19 protein-coding genes and 1 riboswitch are annotated in these 17056 nt (G+C 63.6%); of the genes, 12 read left to right on the forward strand and 7 right to left on the reverse strand.

The features are described 5' to 3' along the window. Positions 1-97 precede the first annotated feature (97 nt). Both ACCO56_RS29440 and ACCO56_RS29445 read left to right on the forward strand, forming a co-directional pair. On the forward strand, positions 98-331 hold the full coding sequence (locus ACCO56_RS29440) for a type II toxin-antitoxin system Phd/YefM family antitoxin (RefSeq protein ID WP_433644500.1): 234 nt from the start codon (positions 98-100) through the stop codon (positions 329-331). After that, complete coding sequence (locus tag ACCO56_RS29445; protein ID WP_433644501.1) at positions 328-726, forward strand: type II toxin-antitoxin system VapC family toxin; 399 nt, start codon at positions 328-330, stop codon at positions 724-726. The genes ACCO56_RS29440 and ACCO56_RS29445 overlap by 4 nt, the downstream gene beginning before the upstream one ends. Positions 727-739: 13 nt before the next feature. On the opposite strand, the gene ACCO56_RS29450 is transcribed toward ACCO56_RS29445, so the two are convergent. Then, positions 740-1042 carry a BolA family protein gene (locus ACCO56_RS29450; protein WP_433644503.1) on the reverse strand — a complete coding sequence of 101 codons (303 nt, stop codon included), beginning with the start codon at positions 1040-1042 and terminating at the stop codon, positions 740-742. Positions 1043-1178: 136 nt separating this feature from the next. Between ACCO56_RS29450 and ACCO56_RS29455 the strand changes: the two genes are divergently transcribed. From ACCO56_RS29455 to ACCO56_RS29470, 4 genes are all read left to right on the forward strand, one after another. Continuing rightward, on the forward strand, positions 1179-1802 hold the full coding sequence (locus ACCO56_RS29455; RefSeq protein WP_433644504.1) for a J domain-containing protein: 624 nt from the start codon (positions 1179-1181) through the stop codon (positions 1800-1802). 81 nt (positions 1803-1883) lie between these two features. Then, positions 1884-2870, forward strand: a complete 987-nt coding sequence (gene cobS / locus ACCO56_RS29460) for a cobaltochelatase subunit CobS (RefSeq protein WP_433644505.1) — start codon at positions 1884-1886, stop codon at positions 2868-2870. Positions 2871-2937: 67 nt separating this feature from the next. After that, complete coding sequence (cobT, locus tag ACCO56_RS29465) at positions 2938-4836, forward strand: cobaltochelatase subunit CobT (RefSeq protein WP_433644506.1); 1899 nt, start codon at positions 2938-2940, stop codon at positions 4834-4836. Then, a complete protein-coding gene (locus tag ACCO56_RS29470; RefSeq protein WP_433644507.1) occupies positions 4833-5870 on the forward strand; it encodes an esterase-like activity of phytase family protein in 1038 nt (345 codons plus the stop codon). The genes cobT and ACCO56_RS29470 overlap by 4 nt, the downstream gene beginning before the upstream one ends. A 128-nt stretch (positions 5871-5998) precedes the next feature. Here the strand turns inward: ACCO56_RS29470 and ACCO56_RS29475 are convergent, their stop codons facing one another. Then, complete coding sequence (locus ACCO56_RS29475) at positions 5999-7114, reverse strand: saccharopine dehydrogenase C-terminal domain-containing protein (RefSeq protein WP_433644508.1); 1116 nt, start codon at positions 7112-7114, stop codon at positions 5999-6001. A 125-nt stretch (positions 7115-7239) separates the two neighbouring features. Here ACCO56_RS29475 and ACCO56_RS29480 point away from each other — a divergent pair, with 125 nt between their 5' ends. Continuing rightward, the gene (locus ACCO56_RS29480) at positions 7240-7668 is read left to right on the forward strand and encodes an Lrp/AsnC family transcriptional regulator (protein WP_433644509.1); all 429 of its coding nucleotides are present in this window, start codon (positions 7240-7242) and stop codon (positions 7666-7668) included. A 6-nt stretch (positions 7669-7674) separates the two neighbouring features. On the opposite strand, the gene ACCO56_RS29485 is transcribed toward ACCO56_RS29480, so the two are convergent. Next, entirely contained in the window at positions 7675-8358 is a 684-nt protein-coding gene (locus ACCO56_RS29485) for a queuosine precursor transporter (protein WP_433644510.1), read from the reverse strand. 85 nt (positions 8359-8443) lie between these two features. Continuing rightward, positions 8444-8740: a 50S ribosomal protein L28 gene (rpmB, locus tag ACCO56_RS29490; RefSeq protein ID WP_433644511.1), complete on the reverse strand. Its 297-nt coding sequence runs from the start codon at positions 8738-8740 to the stop codon at positions 8444-8446. Positions 8741-9069: 329 nt separating this feature from the next. Here rpmB and ACCO56_RS29495 point away from each other — a divergent pair, with 329 nt between their 5' ends. Genes ACCO56_RS29495 through ACCO56_RS29505 form a run of 3 tightly spaced genes read left to right on the forward strand, consistent with a single transcriptional unit; the run spans position 9070 to position 11478 of the window. Beyond that, positions 9070-9885 (forward strand): DUF3108 domain-containing protein, encoded by an 816-nt coding sequence (locus ACCO56_RS29495; protein ID WP_433644512.1) that lies wholly within the window; start codon positions 9070-9072, stop codon positions 9883-9885. A 49-nt stretch (positions 9886-9934) separates the two neighbouring features. Continuing rightward, complete coding sequence (gene yddG / locus ACCO56_RS29500; RefSeq protein ID WP_433644513.1) at positions 9935-10816, forward strand: aromatic amino acid exporter YddG; 882 nt, start codon at positions 9935-9937, stop codon at positions 10814-10816. Next, positions 10813-11478 carry a lysoplasmalogenase gene (locus ACCO56_RS29505; RefSeq protein WP_433644514.1) on the forward strand — a complete coding sequence of 222 codons (666 nt, stop codon included), beginning with the start codon at positions 10813-10815 and terminating at the stop codon, positions 11476-11478. The genes yddG and ACCO56_RS29505 overlap by 4 nt, the downstream gene beginning before the upstream one ends. Positions 11479-11542: 64 nt before the next feature. Here ACCO56_RS29505 and gloB read toward each other — a convergent pair whose 3' ends face one another. Then, on the reverse strand, positions 11543-12310 hold the full coding sequence (gloB, locus tag ACCO56_RS29510) for a hydroxyacylglutathione hydrolase (protein WP_433644516.1): 768 nt from the start codon (positions 12308-12310) through the stop codon (positions 11543-11545). Between the two features lie 114 nt (positions 12311-12424). On the opposite strand from gloB, the gene ACCO56_RS29515 reads away from it, so the two are divergent. Then, positions 12425-13186, forward strand: a complete 762-nt coding sequence (locus ACCO56_RS29515; RefSeq protein WP_433644517.1) for a class I SAM-dependent methyltransferase — start codon at positions 12425-12427, stop codon at positions 13184-13186. A 14-nt stretch (positions 13187-13200) separates the two neighbouring features. Continuing rightward, positions 13201-15009: an ABC transporter ATP-binding protein/permease gene (locus ACCO56_RS29520; RefSeq protein WP_433644518.1), complete on the forward strand. Its 1809-nt coding sequence runs from the start codon at positions 13201-13203 to the stop codon at positions 15007-15009. 4 nt (positions 15010-15013) lie between these two features. On the opposite strand, the gene metW is transcribed toward ACCO56_RS29520, so the two are convergent. Together metW and metX are read right to left on the reverse strand one after the other, a co-directional pair. Next, complete coding sequence (metW, locus tag ACCO56_RS29525) at positions 15014-15628, reverse strand: methionine biosynthesis protein MetW (protein WP_433644519.1); 615 nt, start codon at positions 15626-15628, stop codon at positions 15014-15016. Further along, positions 15625-16797: a homoserine O-acetyltransferase MetX gene (gene metX / locus ACCO56_RS29530; protein ID WP_433644520.1), complete on the reverse strand. Its 1173-nt coding sequence runs from the start codon at positions 16795-16797 to the stop codon at positions 15625-15627. Before metX ends, metW begins: the two co-directional genes overlap by 4 nt. Before the next feature lie 140 nt (positions 16798-16937). Further along, positions 16938-17015: riboswitch (SAM riboswitch) on the reverse strand. Positions 17016-17056 lie beyond the last annotated feature (41 nt).

Below are 17056 nucleotides of genomic sequence, written 5' to 3' on the forward strand. Positions count from 1 at the left end.
GGGCTGGAGTTCTGACCATGGTCATTGAAAAATGGTCAGAATGGAATTATTTACGGATGCATCTCAGGGCGGCTGTGAATGACTGGAGCATCGTGCGATGGCTGAACGGGTGTCGAAATCGCAGTTCAAGGCCAAGGCTTTGGAATTCTTCCGACAAGTGGAGGCCACTGGGGAATCGGTGGTGATAACCGATCATGGCCAGCCCAAGCTGGAAGTGCGCCGGTATTCAGCACCGAGGCGGGATCCATTGAAAGCGTTGCGCGGAACGGTGCTTCGCTATCAAGCGCCCATGGACCCGGTCGGCGAAGACGATTGGGACGCGGCGAATTGATCGTATTGGATACGCACGCGCTCATCTGGTGGGTCAGCGGCGAGACCTCCAAGCTGTCCAAGAAGGCTCATCAGTCAATAGATGACGAGCTGCGGGCCGGACAGATCATCGTCTCGTCTATCTCGGCCTGGGAGGTGGCCATGCTTGTCGCCAGAGACAGGTTGGCCCTTTCGGTGGACGTGCACCAATGGTTGGCGATGGTCGGCGAGATCGACAGAGTATCGTTTAAGCCGGTCGACAACACCATCGCGGCCAGGAGTTGCACGCTGCCTGGCGAATTTCACAAGGATCCGGCTGATCGAATGATTGTGGCGACCGCTCGCGAACTCGCGGCGCCTGTCGTAAGCGCCGACGCCAAGATCATCGCCTACCCTCATGTCGTGACGATCTGGTAGGTCCGCCTCTGCCCTACCAGCGCGTCTTTTCGCCGGGCGCGGCGGGCTCGACCGCCAGCGCGTGAAGGCCGGCGTCGAACTCCTCCGCAAGCTGTCCATTGACGGCGCGGTGGCGCTCGATCCGGCTCATGCCGGTAAACACGGAAGAGACGATGCGGATGCGGAAATGCGTTTCACCGGATCCGTCGAACACAGCCTCGTGTCCGCCATCGACGTGATGATGCCCTGCATGGAGGTGGCTCTCGTTGATGACGTCCAGTCTTTCCGGCCGAAAAGCCTTCGTGAGCTTGGCTTCTATGGTCGACTGTATGGACATGATCCCGTTCCTTCACCATATGTGCCGTGCCGCCCCGCAAATTCCATCGAGCCGACACCTTTTGCACGCGATTCAGCGGTTAGGGTGATCATCGGCGAAATGTCAATTCTTGTTTCGCGGCTGGAACTTCCCGTAAATGGAAACGATGAAGCCCTATTCCAAATATTTCGAGCGAATCCGCGTCCGGCCCGACCCCGAAGCGGAGCTGAAATCGCGCGCTCCGCGTTGCCAATGGGACGGCTGCAACGAAGCCGGTACCCATCGCGCGCCGGTCGGCCGCATGAAGGAGGGCGAGTATTTCCGCTTCTGCTTCGACCACGTGCGCGAATACAACAAAGGTTTCAACTACTTCTCGGGCCTGGCCGATTCCGAGATCGCGCGGTACCAGAAGGAGGCCCTGACGGGCCACCGGCCCACCTGGAAGATGGGCGCCAGCGGCGGTGCACGCTCGGCCCCAGACTTCGCGCAGCAGCGCTCGGGCAGGGCCGGCTATTACAACCGCATCCGTGATCCCTATAATTTGTTCGGCGGCGCCGGCGCTCCCCCGCCGCGCGAGCGCAAGGCGAAGCCGCTTGAGGCCAAGGCGCTGGAAACGCTTGGCCTTGATACAAAGGCGACTGGCGCCGACATCAAGTCCCGCTATAAGGAACTCGTGAAACGCCACCATCCCGATACGAATGGCGGCGACAGGGGCTCGGAAGAACGCTTCCGCGACGTGCTCCAGGCCTACCGCGTACTCAAACAAGCGGGTTTGTGTTGAGCGCCGGGTCTGATAAGACCGCCCCCGCGTTTGGGATAGATATTGCCGGCGAAGCCTAGGGGCTTCGGGCATGGAGATGTGATGAACAAGGTCGACCGCGATATCACGAACCTGCCTGACACCACCGTGTCGGTGAAGGAAGTCTTCGGTTTCGAATCCAATATGGTGGTGCCTGCTTATTCGGTGGCGACCGAGCACGTGCCCGATGTCGATCCCGATTACCTTTTCGACGAGATGACGACGCTCGCCATCCTGTCGGGTTTCGCGTTCAACCGCCGCGTGATGGTGTCGGGTTATCACGGCACCGGCAAATCGACCCATATCGAGCAGGTCGCCGCTCGCCTGAACTGGCCCTGCGTCCGCGTCAATCTCGACAGCCATGTGAGCCGCATCGATCTCGTCGGCAAGGATGCGATCGTCGTCAAGGAAGGCATGCAGGTCACCGAGTTCCGCGACGGCATCCTTCCCTGGGCTTACCAGCACAATATTGCCCTTTGCTTCGACGAGTACGACGCCGGGCGCCCGGACGTGATGTTCGTCATCCAGCGTGTGCTCGAGTCGTCGGGCCGCCTCACTCTGCTGGACCAGAGCCGCGTCATTCGCCCGCATCCGGCTTTCCGGCTCTTCGCCACTGCCAACACGGTCGGTCTCGGCGACACGACGGGCCTCTATCACGGCACGCAGCAGATCAACCAGGCGCAGATGGACCGCTGGTCGATCGTGACCACGCTGAACTACCTGCCGCACGATAACGAGGTCGCCATCGTTCTGGCCAAGGCCAAGCACTACCGGAACGACAAAGGCAAGGACATCGTCAACAAGATGGTGCGCGTCGCCGACATGACCCGTTCCGCTTTCATGAACGGCGACCTGTCGACCGTCATGAGCCCGCGAACCGTCATCACCTGGGCCGAGAATGCCGAGATCTTCGGCAATGTCGGCCTGGCGTTCCGGCTGACCTTCGTCAACAAGTGCGACGAGTTGGAGCGTACTGTCGTGGCCGAGTTCTACCAGCGGGCCTTCGGCGAGGAGCTGCCGGAATCGGCCGCCAATGTCGTGCTCGGTTAACCATCGGACCCGAAAGTGGAAGCCGGCTTCGGGATGAATCCGATACCAGAATAAAGAGACAGATCGGATGGCGGGGCCCGGAGACAATACGCGCAACAAGCCGAGGAACGGCACCGACATGGACGCTTTCAAGCGCGCCATGACGGTCTGTGTTCGCGCGATCGCCGGCGACAACGAGATGGAGGTCGCCTTCGCGAAGGATCGGCCCGCTCTCGCCGGCAACCGGGCCCGGCTTCCCGACCTGCCGAAGAAGCCGTCACGAGCCGACATCGCCGTCACCCGTGGTCTTGGCGATTCAATGGCGCTGAAGCGCGCGCTCCACGATATGCGCATCCATTCGCGGCTGGCGCCGCAGGGCAAGCAGGCCCGCGCCATTTTCGACGCGGTCGAGCAGGCCCGCTGCGAGGCGGTCGGCAGCCGCGCCATGCAGGGCGTCGCCGACAATATCGGCTCGATGCTGGAAGACAAATACGCCAAGGCCAACCTCGCCGATGTCAGCGAGCAGACGGAAGCCCCGATCGAGGAGGCGGTCGCGCTGATGGTGCGCGAGAAGCTGACCGGCCGCCCCATTCCGAAGAGCGGCGAGCGGATGGTCGATCTGTGGCGCAACTGGGTGGAGGAAAAGGCCGGCACCGATCTCGACGGGCTCGCCGACAAACTCGACGACCAGCAGGCCTTTGCCCGCGTCGTCCGCGATATGCTGGCCTCGATGGAAATGGCTGAGGAATTGGGCGACGACGAAGAGACCCAGGATTCCTCGGAAGAGGACGACGATCAGCCCCAGGGCGAGGAGAACAGCGAGGAAGGCGGCGAGCAGGATTCGGGCGCCGAGGAATCGGAATCCGACGACGCCGAAGCGTCGGCCGAGGATCAGGAGACCGGAGAGACGGAAGCTTCCGACGCCACGGCCGACGATATGTCGGACGACGAAGACGCCGATGCCGAGACCCCGGGCGAGACCAAGCGCCCCGACAATCCGTTCCTCGCCTTGTCCAAGGACATCGACTACAAGGTCTTCACTACGGCCTTCGACGAGACGGTCGGCGCCGAGGAGCTTTGCGACGAGGACGAACTCGACCGCCTGCGCGCTTTCCTCGATAAGCAGCTCGCCAATCTTCAGGGTGTCGTCGGGCGCCTGGCCAACCGGCTGCAGCGCCGCCTGATGGCGCAACAGAACCGTTCCTGGGATTTCGATCTCGAGGAGGGTTATCTCGATCCGGCCCGCCTTGTACGCGTGGTGATCGATCCCATGCAGCCGCTCTCCTTCAAGCAGGAGCGCGACACCAAGTTCCGCGATACGGTGGTGACACTGGTGCTCGACAATTCGGGCTCCATGCGCGGCCGGCCGATCACCGTGGCCGCGACCTGCGCGGACATCCTCGCGCGCACCCTCGAGCGCTGCGGCGTCTCGGTCGAGATTCTCGGCTTCACCACGCGCGCCTGGAAGGGCGGCCAAGCCCGCGAGAAATGGCTGAAAGAGGGCAAGCCCGCCAATCCCGGCCGGCTGAACGACCTGCGGCACATCATCTACAAGAGCGCCGACACGCCGTTGCGCCGCGCACGCCGCAATCTCGGCCTGATGATGCGCGAGGGCCTGCTCAAGGAGAATATCGACGGCGAGGCGCTGTTGTGGGCCCATAGTCGCCTGATCGCGCGGCCGGAGCAGCGCAAGATCCTGATGATGATCTCGGATGGCGCGCCGGTCGACGATTCCACGCTTTCGGTCAATCCCGGCAACTATCTCGAGCGGCATCTGCGCGCGGTGATCGAGCTGATCGAGACACGCTCGCCGGTCGAGCTGCTCGCCATCGGCATCGGGCACGACGTCACGCGTTATTATCGGCGCGCCGTCACCATCGTCGACGCGGAGGAACTCGCCGGCGCCATGACCGAGCAGCTCGCGGCGCTGTTCGAGGAGGAGACGGCGCGCGGAACCCGGCGCGGCCTCCTGCGGCGCGCCGGATGAACAAGCCCTCGCCGGCTGGTCGTTCGTCGCGGCTCATTGTCGGCTGGGCGGCGGCCGCTCTTCTTCTTCTGGCGATCCCGCTGCCGCCCGCATCCGGACAGGCGCCGGTCGAGCGGCTCGAAATTTCGGCCCGACCCATCACGCACTTCCGTATCGGCCACCAGACGAAGGATTTCGGCCCTTTGGAATTCGTCGGCGGATTGGAGATGGTGTCGCGCGGGCGCCATTTCGGCGCCATGTCGTCTTTCCGCTTCCTATCGCCCGGCGGCGATTTCGTCGGCGTCGCCGACACCGGCTTCTGGTTCTTCGGCAAGGTGGTCCGCGACGATGCCCATCGGCCCATGGCGATCACCGACTTCACGATGCAGTCCATGGTGGACGAAAAGGGCAATGTGATCGACGAGAAGTGGTACATCGACGCCGAAGGGCTCGACGTGAAGGACGGCGTGGCGACCGTCGGCTTCGAACGCAATCACCGCATCGCCCAGTTCCGCATCGCGCCCGAAGACATGAAGGCTCCGTTCCGCGAATTGGATTTCGTGGTTCCCAGAGAGGAGCTGCGCCAGAACAAGGGCTTCGAAACCGTCGTACACGCCCCCGCCGACGGGCCGCTCCAAGGCAGCCTGGTCCTTGTCTCCGAACGCAGCATCGACAAGGAAGGCAACATCTTCGCCGCTATATTCCAAGGGCCCGGCAAGGGCATCTTCACGGTAAAGCGCGACGACAATTTCGACATTACCGACGGCGCGTTCCTTCCCAATGGCGATCTTCTGCTGCTCGAACGGCGTTTCACCTTCGCCGATGGCGTCGCCATGCGGCTTCGTCGCATCGATGGAAAAACGATAGGCGCCGGCAAGGTCGCGGACGGGCAGGTGCTCCTTTCCGCCGACATGGGCTATCAGATCGACAATATGGAAGGTCTGGATGTCTGGCGCCGCGCCGACGGCGCGCTGATGGTTTCGCTGATGTCGGACGACAACCACTCGATGCTTCAGCGCAACCTCTATCTGGAATTCCGCCTCCACGAGGATTGAGGACCTACCCGACCGTCGAGTACCCCTCATCCGGCCCTTCGGGCCACCTTCTCCCACAAGGGGAGAAGGTGGCCTCGCGAAGCGAGGTCGGATGAGGGGTTCCCCCAGGGCCGAATAGACGTTTTGGATTACGCCGCCAGATCCCCTCTTTCACCGGCTCCATCATGCCGCGCATAGGCTCGGCCGAAACGGTTGGCAAGGAAGGTCTCGAGCGGGATATCTTCCTGGCGGATGAAGCCCTTCGCCGGCAGCTTGCCGCTCGCCAGCATGTCCAGCACCGCGCAGATCCCCGAAGCCGTGGTGATCTGTATTGCGCTGCGCACAACCTGGCCGACACGTTTGCTGTAGACCTTGTTGGCATAGGTCTCCTGCATGAGGCGCCCGTTCTTCATGCCGCTCACCGTGACGAAGATCACCACCACGTCCTGCATGGTGGCGGGCAGCGCGTTTTCCAGGATGTCCTTCAGCACCTCGCGGCGATGGCGCAGGCCGAGATCGTTGAGCAGCGCCTTCATGATGGCCGCGTGGCCGGGATAGCGGATGGTGCGGTAGTTCAGCGTGCGCACCTTGCCCTTCAGCGTCTCGGCGAGCGTGCCCAGCCCGCCCGACGTGTTGAAGGCTTCGTAGGTGATGCCGTCCAGCGAGAACTCCTCGCGTTCCTCGAGTGGCGGCACTTCGACCAGCTCGCCTTCGACGATCGCCTCGCAGGGCTCGCAATATTCGTTGATGACCCCGTCGGTGCTCCAGGTCAGATTGTAATTGAGCGCGTTGGACGGGTATTGCGGCAGCGCCCCCACGCGCATGCGTACGCTTTCCAGGCTGTCGAAGCGGCTCGCGAGGTCATTGGCGACGATCGAGATGAAGCCGGGCGCCAGGCCGCATTGCGGGATGAAGGCGCTCTTGGCCGCGCGCGCCAGTTCCTTCACGCGACGCGTGGAGGCGACGTCCTCGGTCAGGTCGAGATAGTGCGTCCCGGTCTTTGCGGCCGCCTCGGCAATCCGCGTGGTGAGATGAAAAGGAGCCGCGCTCAACACCGCGAACTTGCCGGCGAGAGCCTTCCCGAGCGCCGCGCCGTCTTCGATGTCGAGCCGCTCAACGAGTACGGCATTGGGCGTTTCGAGCGCCTTGAGCTGCTCGGCCGAACGGTCGACGACCGTCACCTTGTAGTCTCCGGTCCCGGCCAGCATGTCGGCGATCGTCGCCCCGATCTTGCCCGCGCCCACTACAAGGATTTCTTTTTTCATGCTGCTTCCCTTCCCGCTGCAAAACGATGCTGACTGAAGGATCGCAGGTTGCCCGTCGAAAAGAAGCCTATATAAAGACCTTATAAAGCTAGCTTCTGATCATTATGCCGAACATATCCTCCAGAATGACGACCGAGGCCGATCGCGCCCTCATCGCCCTTTTGCGCGAGAACGCCCGCATGTCGATCGTCGAGTTGGCGCGAAAGCTCGGCGTGTCGCGCACGACGGCCCAGAGCCGCCTCGAAAGGCTGGAGCGGCGGGGCATCATAGAGGGCTATAGCGTGCGCCTGTCGCCGGACTACGAGCAGGAATTGGTCAAGGCGCATGTCCTGGTGACGGCCGTCCCCAAACATGCCGCGTCGGTCGAGGCGGCGCTGCGGCGGATGCCGGCGGTCCGCACGCTACACTCCGTCAGCGGCAATTTCGACATGATCGTGATCGTCGAATCGCCGTCGATCCGCGATCTCGACCTCGTGATCGACAATATCGGCGCATTGGACGGGGTCGAGCGCACCGCTTCCTCGATCATCCTGTCGACGCGGATCGACCGGTAAACCTTCCTATTCGGCGGGGAGGACGACCGGCTGGTTCCACCGGGCGGCGATCAGCCGGTACGGGATGAGCGCAAAGACGGCGATGGCGAACTTCACGCAGAAATCACCAAGCGCCCAGGACATCCAGCGCGCCGTTTCAATGCCGAAAAGACCAAGCAACGGGGCCTTCTCCAGCGCGAATGCATCGTCCGGGCCGACAAAAGCGAAGACGGCGGAGAAGGCAATGGTGAAGAACACCGCCGTGTCGATCACCGAGCCGGCCAGCGAGGCAAAGACCGGAGCGCGCCACCAGCTCTGACGGCGCAGCCAATTGAACACAGTCACGTCGAGCAGCTGACCGATCAGGAATGCCGACCCGGAGGCGATGGCGATTCGCACCAGCCGACCCGCGGCGGTCTCGAATTCGATCAGCCCATATCGGTAGAGCAGCGGCGGAATGACGATCGAGCATGCGACCGCGATCATGAATCCGACGAAGACGATCCGGCGCGCCATCACCGGTCCATAGCGGCGATTGGCGAGGTCCGTCACCAGGAAAGCGAAGGGATAGGTGAAAGCGCCCCAGGTCAGGATATCGGCAAGCGAAAGCGAGCCGATCTGGCCGTCGACCGGAAACTGAACGAGAACGTTGGAGGCCACGACCACAAGGGCCATGGCGGTCACGAAAGGTAGATATCTGGAGAGCGACATTTTTTTATCCTGGGTGATGGAACCAGTGGGGCGCCGCCGTCACCGGCAGCGCCCCAGAAAAGGCGGTCGTCCCCCGCCTGGAAACTCAGGCGGCGGACTGCTCGGCCAACTTCTTCGCGACCTGCTTCTTGAGCAGGCGGGCGCGCTGCGACAGTTCCTTGGCGTCGGCCTTCACGAGGAAAGCGTCGAGGCCGCCGCGATGCTCGACCGAACGGAGCGCGTTGGCCGAGATACGCAGCCGGACGTTCTGGTTCAGCGCCTCCGAGATCAGCGTCACATTGACGAGATTCGGCAGGAAGCGGCGCCTCGTCTTGTTGTTGGCATGGCTCACATTGTTGCCGGTCTGGACAGCCTTGCCGGTCAGTTCACAAGCGCGGGACATTGTCGTACCTTCAGTTCGTACCGGGCCAAGTCTCCAAGCCGCACCAGAAAGATCGGCGCGCGGCCTTGTCAGGCGGCCTCATGGGAAAAGTTGGCGTTCCATAGTGGGATTTCGACGAGGCGTCAAGCACGAGCTGCCGGTTTCGCCCTTATGCAGGCCTTCGAGGGCTCCACATTGCCGTCGGAATCCGACGCTAGGCACCTGTGCTTGAAAGTCTGGCGCAGAGCATCGCGGGGCAATCGGCCCCCTTGGCAGCGCACAGAATCAAACTAAATCAACAGCACCCGGTGCGTTTGGAAGAACGCAAACGCGGGCAAAGGGAGCGGTTCGTGCCGTTGTGGAAGCGTCTTGATCGTCCGATTGCGTGCGGGCTCGCCGTGCTCGTCGGCCTCTCGGGTATCGCGCCGGTGGATGCGGCCGTGAGCGATGCTCCGCAATCCTTCAGCGCCGATTACGCGGTATCGATCTTCGGCCTCACAGTGGCCCGGTCGCGCTTCACCAGCCATATCTCCGATCGCGGCTTCCAACTCGAAGGTTCGATCTCCAGCGCCGGTATTGCCACCTTCTTCGACGACACCAAGGCGACGACCGCCGCCTCCGGCCGCTTCCGCAGGGACGCCACCGTGCCCGACGCCTATTCGGTCTCCTATACTTACGGCAAGAAGGCGAAGAAGACGACGCTCGACTTCGCCAGGGGCAATGTCGCGAAGGTCACCAATGTCCCGCCCCTCGAAAAGCGCGGCGCGGATTGGGTGCCGGTAACGGCGAAGGATCTGGTCGCGGTGACCGATCCGATATCCGCGGTGCTGGTGCGGGCCCCTTCGCTCGACCAGGTTTGCCGCCGCACGATCAAGGTCTTCGATGGCGAGATACGCGCCGATCTCAAACTGTCGCCGGTCGGCACCGGCCCGGTCGACCTCGGCGCCTATCGCGGCGACGCCGCCGTGTGCAGCGGCAGATTCGTTCCCATCGCGGGCTACCGCCCCGGCAACAAATCCATCCGCTACCTCAAGGACCGCAGCCAGATCCGCATCACATTTGCGCAGCTCGGCCAAACCGGGGTATATGCGCCCGTCCACGCCACGGTGAGCACGCGGATCGGCACGGTCACGTTCCGTGCGCGGCGCCTGGAAGGGGCACGATAGAGCGCCGCGCGTCCATCCGGATGCGCAAAGACATATGCGCGGGGGGAAAATGGGACGCGCCACTCTGATCGGTTTTTCCGCCGTGGCGATGTGGGCGTTGCTCGCGCTCCTCACCGATGCATCAGGCGACGTCCCTCCCTTCCTGCTTTCGGCCATCACCTTCGCCATCGGCACGACTGTCGGGCTCGTCGCAAGGGTCGTTGCGCCTCCGGCGGAAACGGTCAAGATCCCTCCCCAGGTATGGATCATCGGCATTGCAGGCCTTTTCGGATACCACTTCTTCTACTTCACCGCGCTGCGCAACGCGCCTGCAGTGGAAGCCAGCCTGATCGCCTATCTCTGGCCGCTCTTCATCGTGCTCGGCTCTGCGCTGATGCCGGGCGAGCGGCTGCAATGGCACCACGTGGCAGGCGCGGCGCTCGGCCTTGCCGGCACGTTCCTGATCGTCACCAGGGGAAGCGGGCTCTCCTTCGACAGCCGCTACGCCTTCGGCTACGCGATGGCCGGCGTCTGCGCTTTCGTCTGGTCGGCCTATTCGCTTCTTTCCCGCCGTTTCCCGGCGGTGCCGACAAGCGTGGTCACGTGGTTCTGCGCTGCGACCTCGCTGCTTTCGCTGATCTGCCACTTCATGCTCGAAGAAACCGTCCTGCCCGCGACCGCGGGCGAATGGCTGGCTGTGGCCGGCCTCGGCCTGATGCCGGTAGGGCTCGCCTTCTATGCCTGGGACATAGGCGTAAAGCGCGGCAACATACAGGTGCTGGGTGCGGCGAGTTATGCCGCGCCACTGCTCTCGACGCTGGTGCTCATCGCGACGGGATTCGCCGAGCCCACGCCGGCAATCCTGCTCGCCTGTGTGCTGATCACCTCCGGTGCAGTGCTGGCGGCCAAGTCTTTGCTTTTCTCCCGCAAGCCGGCGGCGGCTAAGGCATGATGCCCTTTCCCGGCGGCATCGAGGACACGTCGAATGCGGCGCTCGTCCTGTCGGTGGCCGCAGCCCTCCTGAGCCTCTATCTTGCCAACCTACCGTACAGTCTGGTGCGCAGCGTCGTGAAGACCCTCGCGGTGGCGCTCCTTGCCGTGCTCGCCTTTGTGCAGCAGGCGCCGCTGCTGCTCGTCGGCGCTCTGGCGCTATCCGCGGCGGGAGACGCCTTCCTGTCCCGCCCGGGCGGGAGCGCGTTCCTGGCCGGCCTTGCAAGCTTCCTGGCAGCGCATGTGCTTTACATCCTGCTCTTCGCCTCGTCCGGCGGGGGGATCGAAACCTTGCTTTCTCCGCGCGCCCTGTTGGCCGTCGCAATACTGCTCGCGGTCTTCTTCGTCTTGCGGCGGCTGTTGCCAAATGTCGGCGCCGATCTCAAGCTTCCGGTGTCGGTCTACGGGGCAGCGATCGCGGTAATGGGCATTGCCGCGCTAACCCTGGACAATTGGGCGATCATCGCCGGCGCTATCCTGTTCATGGTCTCCGATGGCATTCTCGCCTGGGAGAAGTTCCTGCTGTCCGTCGGCTCGCTGGCGAGTGCCCCGATGCGTTACGCCGTCTGGATCACCTATTACGCCGCCCAGCTCCTGATCGCGCTCGGTTTCTTGCTGGGCTGACGGAGCATACCCCTCATCCGACGGAGCTTCGCTCGGTCGGATGAGGGGTCCGGCAAGGCTCCTATCAGAACATATCCTTGCGCTTGCGGATCTCGGCGAAGACCTCCACGTCGCTCGCCTGTTCCATCCCGAGATTGCGCCGGATCACCGGATCGTGCCAGCGCAGGAACGGATTGGTGGCAAGCTCGAGGCCGATGGTCGTGGGCAAGGTCGGCTTATCCGCGGCCCTCAGCTTGTCGATGTCGCCGGCACGCTCCTTCAGCGCTGAATTGGTCGGATCGACCGTCAGGGCGAACCGGGCATTGGCCTGCGTATATTCATGCCCGCAATAAACTTCCGTATCGAGTGGCACTGCCGCCAGCTTCTTCAGCGATTCGTACATGACCGGCGGCTTGGCCTCGAACAGCCGGCCGCACCCCAGCGCAAAGAGCGTGTCGCCGGTGAAAGCGAACTTGGAGCGGGGCAAGTGATAGGAGACGTGGCCGGCCGTATGGCCCGGAGTGGCGATCACATGAACGGGTTCGCCGCCGAAGGTCAGCGTGTCTCCCTCGCCGACCGTCTCGTCGATACCGGGGATCTTGGCTGCTTCCGCCGCGGGGCCGACAATCCTCAGCCCGAAACGCTGCTTCAGCGTCAGATTGGCCTCGACATGATCGGCATGATGATGCGTCGTCAGGATGACCGTCGGCCGCCAGCCGGTTCTTTCGACCGCTTCCAGGATCGACCGCTCCTCCGGTGCATCGATGAGTGCCGTCTCGCCGCTTTCGGGGGCGTGCAGCAGGACGCCGAAATTGTCGCTGCGGCACATGAATTGTTCGATGCGAAGGGCCATGTCCGTCTCCTTTTTCGGTGACGATGATAGAACCGGGGCGGCAGGGAATCCAACCCCTGGGATCGGTTACCCCTTCCTTGAAACGCAACGCAGGGGCCGCTACCGTCGCAACCGATGAATTCCGATATCGTCGACCTCCGATCCTTCTACGCTTCCGTTCTCGGCAAGCTCGCCGAGCGGTCGATCACTGCCGCGCTCTCCTCCGTGTGGGACAACCTGCCCAACGAGCGTCTGGTCGGACTGGGGTATGCGTTGCCGTGGCTCGATCGATTCGGAGCCGATGCGGAGCGCGTCTTTGCCTTCATGCCGGCGACGCAGGGCGCAGTGATGTGGCCGCCTGCCGGCCCGTCGACGACGGCTCTGGTCTTCGACGAAGAGCTCCCGTTGATGGATGCTTCCATCGATCGCATGCTGCTGGTGCATTCCCTCGAACATGCCGAAAACCCGCGCGAAACGCTCAAGGAAATCTGGCGGGTCTTGTCGCCGGCCGGCCGGGTGGTCATCGTCGTCCCCAACCGGCGCGGCGTCTGGGCTCGTTTCGAGCATACGCCCTTCGGCACGGGCCGCCCCTTCTCGCGCACCCAGCTCAACGATCTCCTGCGCGAAACCAACTTCACCCCCGCGGCTTGGTCCGACGCGCTGCATTTCCCGCCGTCGCTGCGTCGCTTCGTCCTGCGCTCGCACAATGTGCTGGAGCGAACCGGGCGCCGTTTCTGGCCGATGTTCTCCGGGGTGATCGTGGTGGAAGCGCAGAAGCGCCTATACCAGGGCCTGCCGGTGGCCCAGCGCGCCTCGCGACGGGTGTTCGTTCCGGTGCTGACGCCGCAGGGAGCCGGCCGCCTGGCTCGCAACAGCAACAATCGCTCTCGTCCTTAGAAAGGATCGTCGAGATGGCTCTGACAAACGGCGAAGCCGCAGCAAAGGCGGCTGGTCCCGTCGGGCTTCGCCGGCAGCTCGACGTCATGCTGCCGGCGTTCCTCGCCTCGCCCACGCGCAACACCATCATCTATGTCGCCATCGCCGCGCTTCTCGTCATTTCGGCCACGGCGGCAGGCCAGGTCATCTTGAACCGCTGGTACCAGCCGTTCTACGACGCGATCGAGCGGCGCAACCTGCCCGGCTTCTTCGACCAGTTGATGACATTCGCCGTCATCGCCAGCGGACTGCTGGCGCTCAACATCAGCCAGACCTGGATCAATCAGCGCATGCGGCTGAAACTGCGCGAAGGGCTGACGCTCGATCTGATCGGCGAATGGCTCCGGCCGCGGCGGGCCTTCCGTATCGCCAAGGCCGGCGACATCGGCGTCAATCCGGACCAGCGCATGCAGCAGGATGCCGGTCACCTGGCCGACCTCACGACCGATCTCGGCTTTGGCCTGCTGCAGGCCTCGGTGATGCTCGCTTCCTTCGTCGGAGTGCTCTGGTCGCTCTCCTCCGGCTTCGTCTTCCATATCGGAGACCGATCGTTCGAGGTTCCAGGATACATGGTCTGGGCAGCCCTGATCTACACAGGCACGGCGTCGTGCCTGAGCTGGCTGGTCGGGCGGCCGCTGATCGGGCTCAACAGCGAGCGTTACGCCCGCGAGGCCGACCTGCGCTTCTCCATGATGCGCGTCAACGAGAACATAGACGCCATCACTCTGGCCGGCGGGGAAGCCGGCGAAAGGCGGCGGCTCCACCTCGATCTCGCCACCCTGCTCGAGGCGATCCGCGGCATCTTCCGCGCCCAGATCAACCTTGCCTGGGTCACGAGCAGTTACGGCTGGGTTACGGTCGTCGCGCCAATCCTTGTCGCCTCGCCGGTCTATTTCGCCGGCGACCTGACCTTCGGTGGTCTCATGATGGCCGTCGGGGCCTTCAACCAGGTCCACACCTCGCTGCGCTGGTTCATCGACAATATCGGCGTCATCGCCGATTGGCGCGCCACCTTGATGCGCGTGGCGGTGTTCCGCATGGCTCTCGTCGAGACGGACGTGCTGCACGACAGCGAAAAGCGCATCGATTTCGCCGTGAACGACGCAGAGACGCTGACCTTCGACAACCTCGATATCGCGTCGCCTGGCGGCTGCTCGAAGCTGGCCGAACCGCGTGTCGAGATCGCAGCCGGCGAGCGTGTCATGGTGACCGGTGATCCCGATTCGGGCAAGACCCTGTTCTTTCGGATGTTGGCTGGGCTCTGGCCCTGGGGAAGCGGGCGGGTCGGGATGCCGGCAAGCGAAAGCGTGTTCTTCGTGCCGCGCATTCCCTATTTCCCGCCGGGCAAGCTGCGCGACGTGCTTTCCTACCCGCAGCCCGACAGTGCCTTTGCCGATGCGGATCTCGCGGCCGCATTGACGCGCGTCGGCCTCAGCCGGCTCGCCGGCTCGCTCGACCACGGGGCCCGCTGGGATCGCGAGCTCAGCGAGGACGAACAGCGCCTTCTGGCGCTCGCCCGGATCCGGCTCCATCGTCCGCGCTGGGTGATCGTCGATGAAGTGTTCGACGCGTTGGGAAGCGAAGCTTCGCAGCGGGCATTGTCGATCTTCGAGGAAGAATTGCGCGACACCGCCGTCGTCGGGATCGGCCGCGTCGGCAGGAGTAGCCACTTTTTCACGCGCGTGTTGCACATCGAAAAGGACACGCATGGTCGCACCCTCAAGCCGATCCGCCTGCCGAACGGAAGCACGCGAACGCCTGTTGCCGTAGCTCAAGGAGGATGAGGTTCTATCGCCGCAGCAGAAACACCGCCTGCTGGCCGAAGAAGTTCCAGAACCACCAAGGCAGCGACACGCCGATCTTCTTGCCGTTTCCGTCGAGCGCGGTCGCCCGCTCGACCTTGACCCCCATCTCCTCGCACAGGTTCACGAAATCCCGGATCGTGCAGAAGTGGATATTGGGCGTGTCGTACCAGGAATAAGGCAGATCCTTCGTGACCGGCATGCGCCCGCGCAGGAGCAGCGACAGCCGCACGCGCCAATGGCCGAAATTCGGGAACGAGACGATCGCCCGCTCGCCGATGCGCACCAGATGCGTCAGCACGTCCCTGGGGTTGCGCGTGGCCTGCAGCGTCTGCGACAGCACGACGAAATCGAAGCCCTTGTCAGGGTAGAAGCCGAGATCCTTGTCGGCGTCGCCCTGGATGACGAACAGGCCGCGCGCGACGCATTCATTGACGCCACGCTGCGAGATCTCGACGCCCCGCCCGTCGACCTGCTTGTCGTTCTGCAGAAACTCCAACAATTCGCCGTCGCCGCAGCCGACGTCCAGCACCTTGGCGCGCGGGGGAATCAGATCGGCGACGACCTCGAGATCGACGCGCTGGGCCGTATTGACGCTCATGCCGGTTCAAACCCCCGTGCCCGGGCCGCCGATGCGATGAAGCCGCGAATGGCGGCGAACAGTTCGGGCTCGTCGAGCAGGAAGGCGTCATGGCCGCGATCGGTTTCGATCTCGACGAAGGACACCGGCGCGCCCGCCGCATTGAGGGCATGCACGATCGAGCGGCTCTCCTCGGTGGGGAACAGCCAGTCGCTTGTGAAGGAGACCACGCAGAAACGTGTCTGCGCGCCCCTGAAGGCCTCGGCCAGCAGCCCGCCGTGATCGGCGGCGAGGTCGAAATAATCCATCGCCCGGGTCATGTAGAGATAGGAGTTGGCGTCGAAACGGTCGACGAAAGTCATGCCCTGGTGGCGCAGATAGGATTCGATCTGGAAGTCGGCATCGAAGCCGAAGGTGAGTGCCTCGCGGTCCTGCAGGTTGCGGCCGAACTTGCGATGGAGCGCGGCTTCCGAAAGGTATGTGACATGCGCGGCCATGCGCGCCACGGCCAACCCCTTTTCCGGCCGCACTCCTGCTTCGATATATTTGCCGCCGCGCCAATCGGGATCCGCCATGACAGCCTGACGCCCGACCTCGTGGAAGGCGATGTTCTGCGATGAATGGCGCGCACCCGTGGCGATCGGCAGAGCCGAGAACACCCGTTCGGGATAGCTCGCCGCCCATTCCAGGACCTGCATGCCGCCCATCGAGCCGCCCATGACGCAGAACAGCCGGTCTATGCCGAAATGATCGATGAGCATCACCTGCGCCCGCACCATGTCGCGAATGGTGATGACCGGCAGATCGAGACCGTAGGGCTCGCCCGTTGCCGGATTGATCGAGGCAGGGCCCGTGGAGCCGAGACAGCCGCCGACGACGTTGGAACAGATGACGAAGAAGCGGTCGGTGTCGATGATCTTGCCGGGGCCGATCAGCACGTCCCACCATCCCGGCTTGCCGGTCACCGGATTGGCGTTGGCGACATGCTGGTCGCCGGTCAGCGCGTGACAGACGAGAATGGCGTTCGAACGCGCATCGTTGAGCGTGCCGTAGGTCTGGTAGGCGATCTGGAAGGGTGAGAGCTGGATGCCGGCGTCAAGTCGCAACGGCTTGTCGGCGCCGAAGCGCAGGACGGGGCTCGAAGGATCGTTCGCCTCGTTTCGGTTCTTTGCGGGGCGCAATGCCTCCATGACCTTTCACCTCGACGACTCGTCCCCGAAACCGCTTTCGGGTTTGGTGCTTCCGAGCGGCTCCGCCGCTCTCGGTTCGCTGCCGCATCGGATGCTCCCGGCCTGCGGACGCAAAAAAACCGGCGTTGCGACAGCAAGGCCGGTTACTCGCGACGGCCCTTTAGCGACTTGTTTAACGTGGCTGCAAGCCGACCGGCCAAATCACCACGGAGTAGGTTGCGCTTGTAGGACGCCGCGCCTTCTGCGTCAACGGGAAAGC

This window comes from Mesorhizobium sp. 1B3, assembly GCF_050958605.1.
Classification (GTDB): Bacteria; Pseudomonadota; Alphaproteobacteria; order Rhizobiales; family Rhizobiaceae.

Coding starts and splice junctions, on each gene's coding strand:
- ACCO56_RS29440 (WP_433644500.1), top strand. CDS start 98: ATGGCTGAACGGGTGTCGAAATCGCAGTTCAAGGCCAAGGCTTTGGAA.
- ACCO56_RS29450 (WP_433644503.1), bottom strand. CDS start 1,042: ATGTCCATACAGTCGACCATAGAAGCCAAGCTCACGAAGGCTTTTCGG.
- ACCO56_RS29455 (WP_433644504.1), top strand. CDS start 1,179: ATGGAAACGATGAAGCCCTATTCCAAATATTTCGAGCGAATCCGCGTC.
- cobS (WP_433644505.1), top strand. CDS start 1,884: ATGAACAAGGTCGACCGCGATATCACGAACCTGCCTGACACCACCGTG.
- cobT (WP_433644506.1), top strand. CDS start 2,938: ATGGCGGGGCCCGGAGACAATACGCGCAACAAGCCGAGGAACGGCACC.
- ACCO56_RS29470 (WP_433644507.1), top strand. CDS start 4,833: ATGAACAAGCCCTCGCCGGCTGGTCGTTCGTCGCGGCTCATTGTCGGC.
- ACCO56_RS29475 (WP_433644508.1), bottom strand. CDS start 7,114: ATGAAAAAAGAAATCCTTGTAGTGGGCGCGGGCAAGATCGGGGCGACG.
- ACCO56_RS29480 (WP_433644509.1), top strand. CDS start 7,240: ATGACGACCGAGGCCGATCGCGCCCTCATCGCCCTTTTGCGCGAGAAC.
- ACCO56_RS29485 (WP_433644510.1), bottom strand. CDS start 8,358: ATGTCGCTCTCCAGATATCTACCTTTCGTGACCGCCATGGCCCTTGTG.
- rpmB (WP_433644511.1), bottom strand. CDS start 8,740: ATGTCCCGCGCTTGTGAACTGACCGGCAAGGCTGTCCAGACCGGCAAC.
- yddG (WP_433644513.1), top strand. CDS start 9,935: ATGGGACGCGCCACTCTGATCGGTTTTTCCGCCGTGGCGATGTGGGCG.
- ACCO56_RS29505 (WP_433644514.1), top strand. CDS start 10,813: ATGATGCCCTTTCCCGGCGGCATCGAGGACACGTCGAATGCGGCGCTC.
- gloB (WP_433644516.1), bottom strand. CDS start 12,310: ATGGCCCTTCGCATCGAACAATTCATGTGCCGCAGCGACAATTTCGGC.
- ACCO56_RS29515 (WP_433644517.1), top strand. CDS start 12,425: ATGAATTCCGATATCGTCGACCTCCGATCCTTCTACGCTTCCGTTCTC.
- ACCO56_RS29520 (WP_433644518.1), top strand. CDS start 13,201: ATGGCTCTGACAAACGGCGAAGCCGCAGCAAAGGCGGCTGGTCCCGTC.
- metW (WP_433644519.1), bottom strand. CDS start 15,628: ATGAGCGTCAATACGGCCCAGCGCGTCGATCTCGAGGTCGTCGCCGAT.
- metX (WP_433644520.1), bottom strand. CDS start 16,797: ATGGAGGCATTGCGCCCCGCAAAGAACCGAAACGAGGCGAACGATCCT.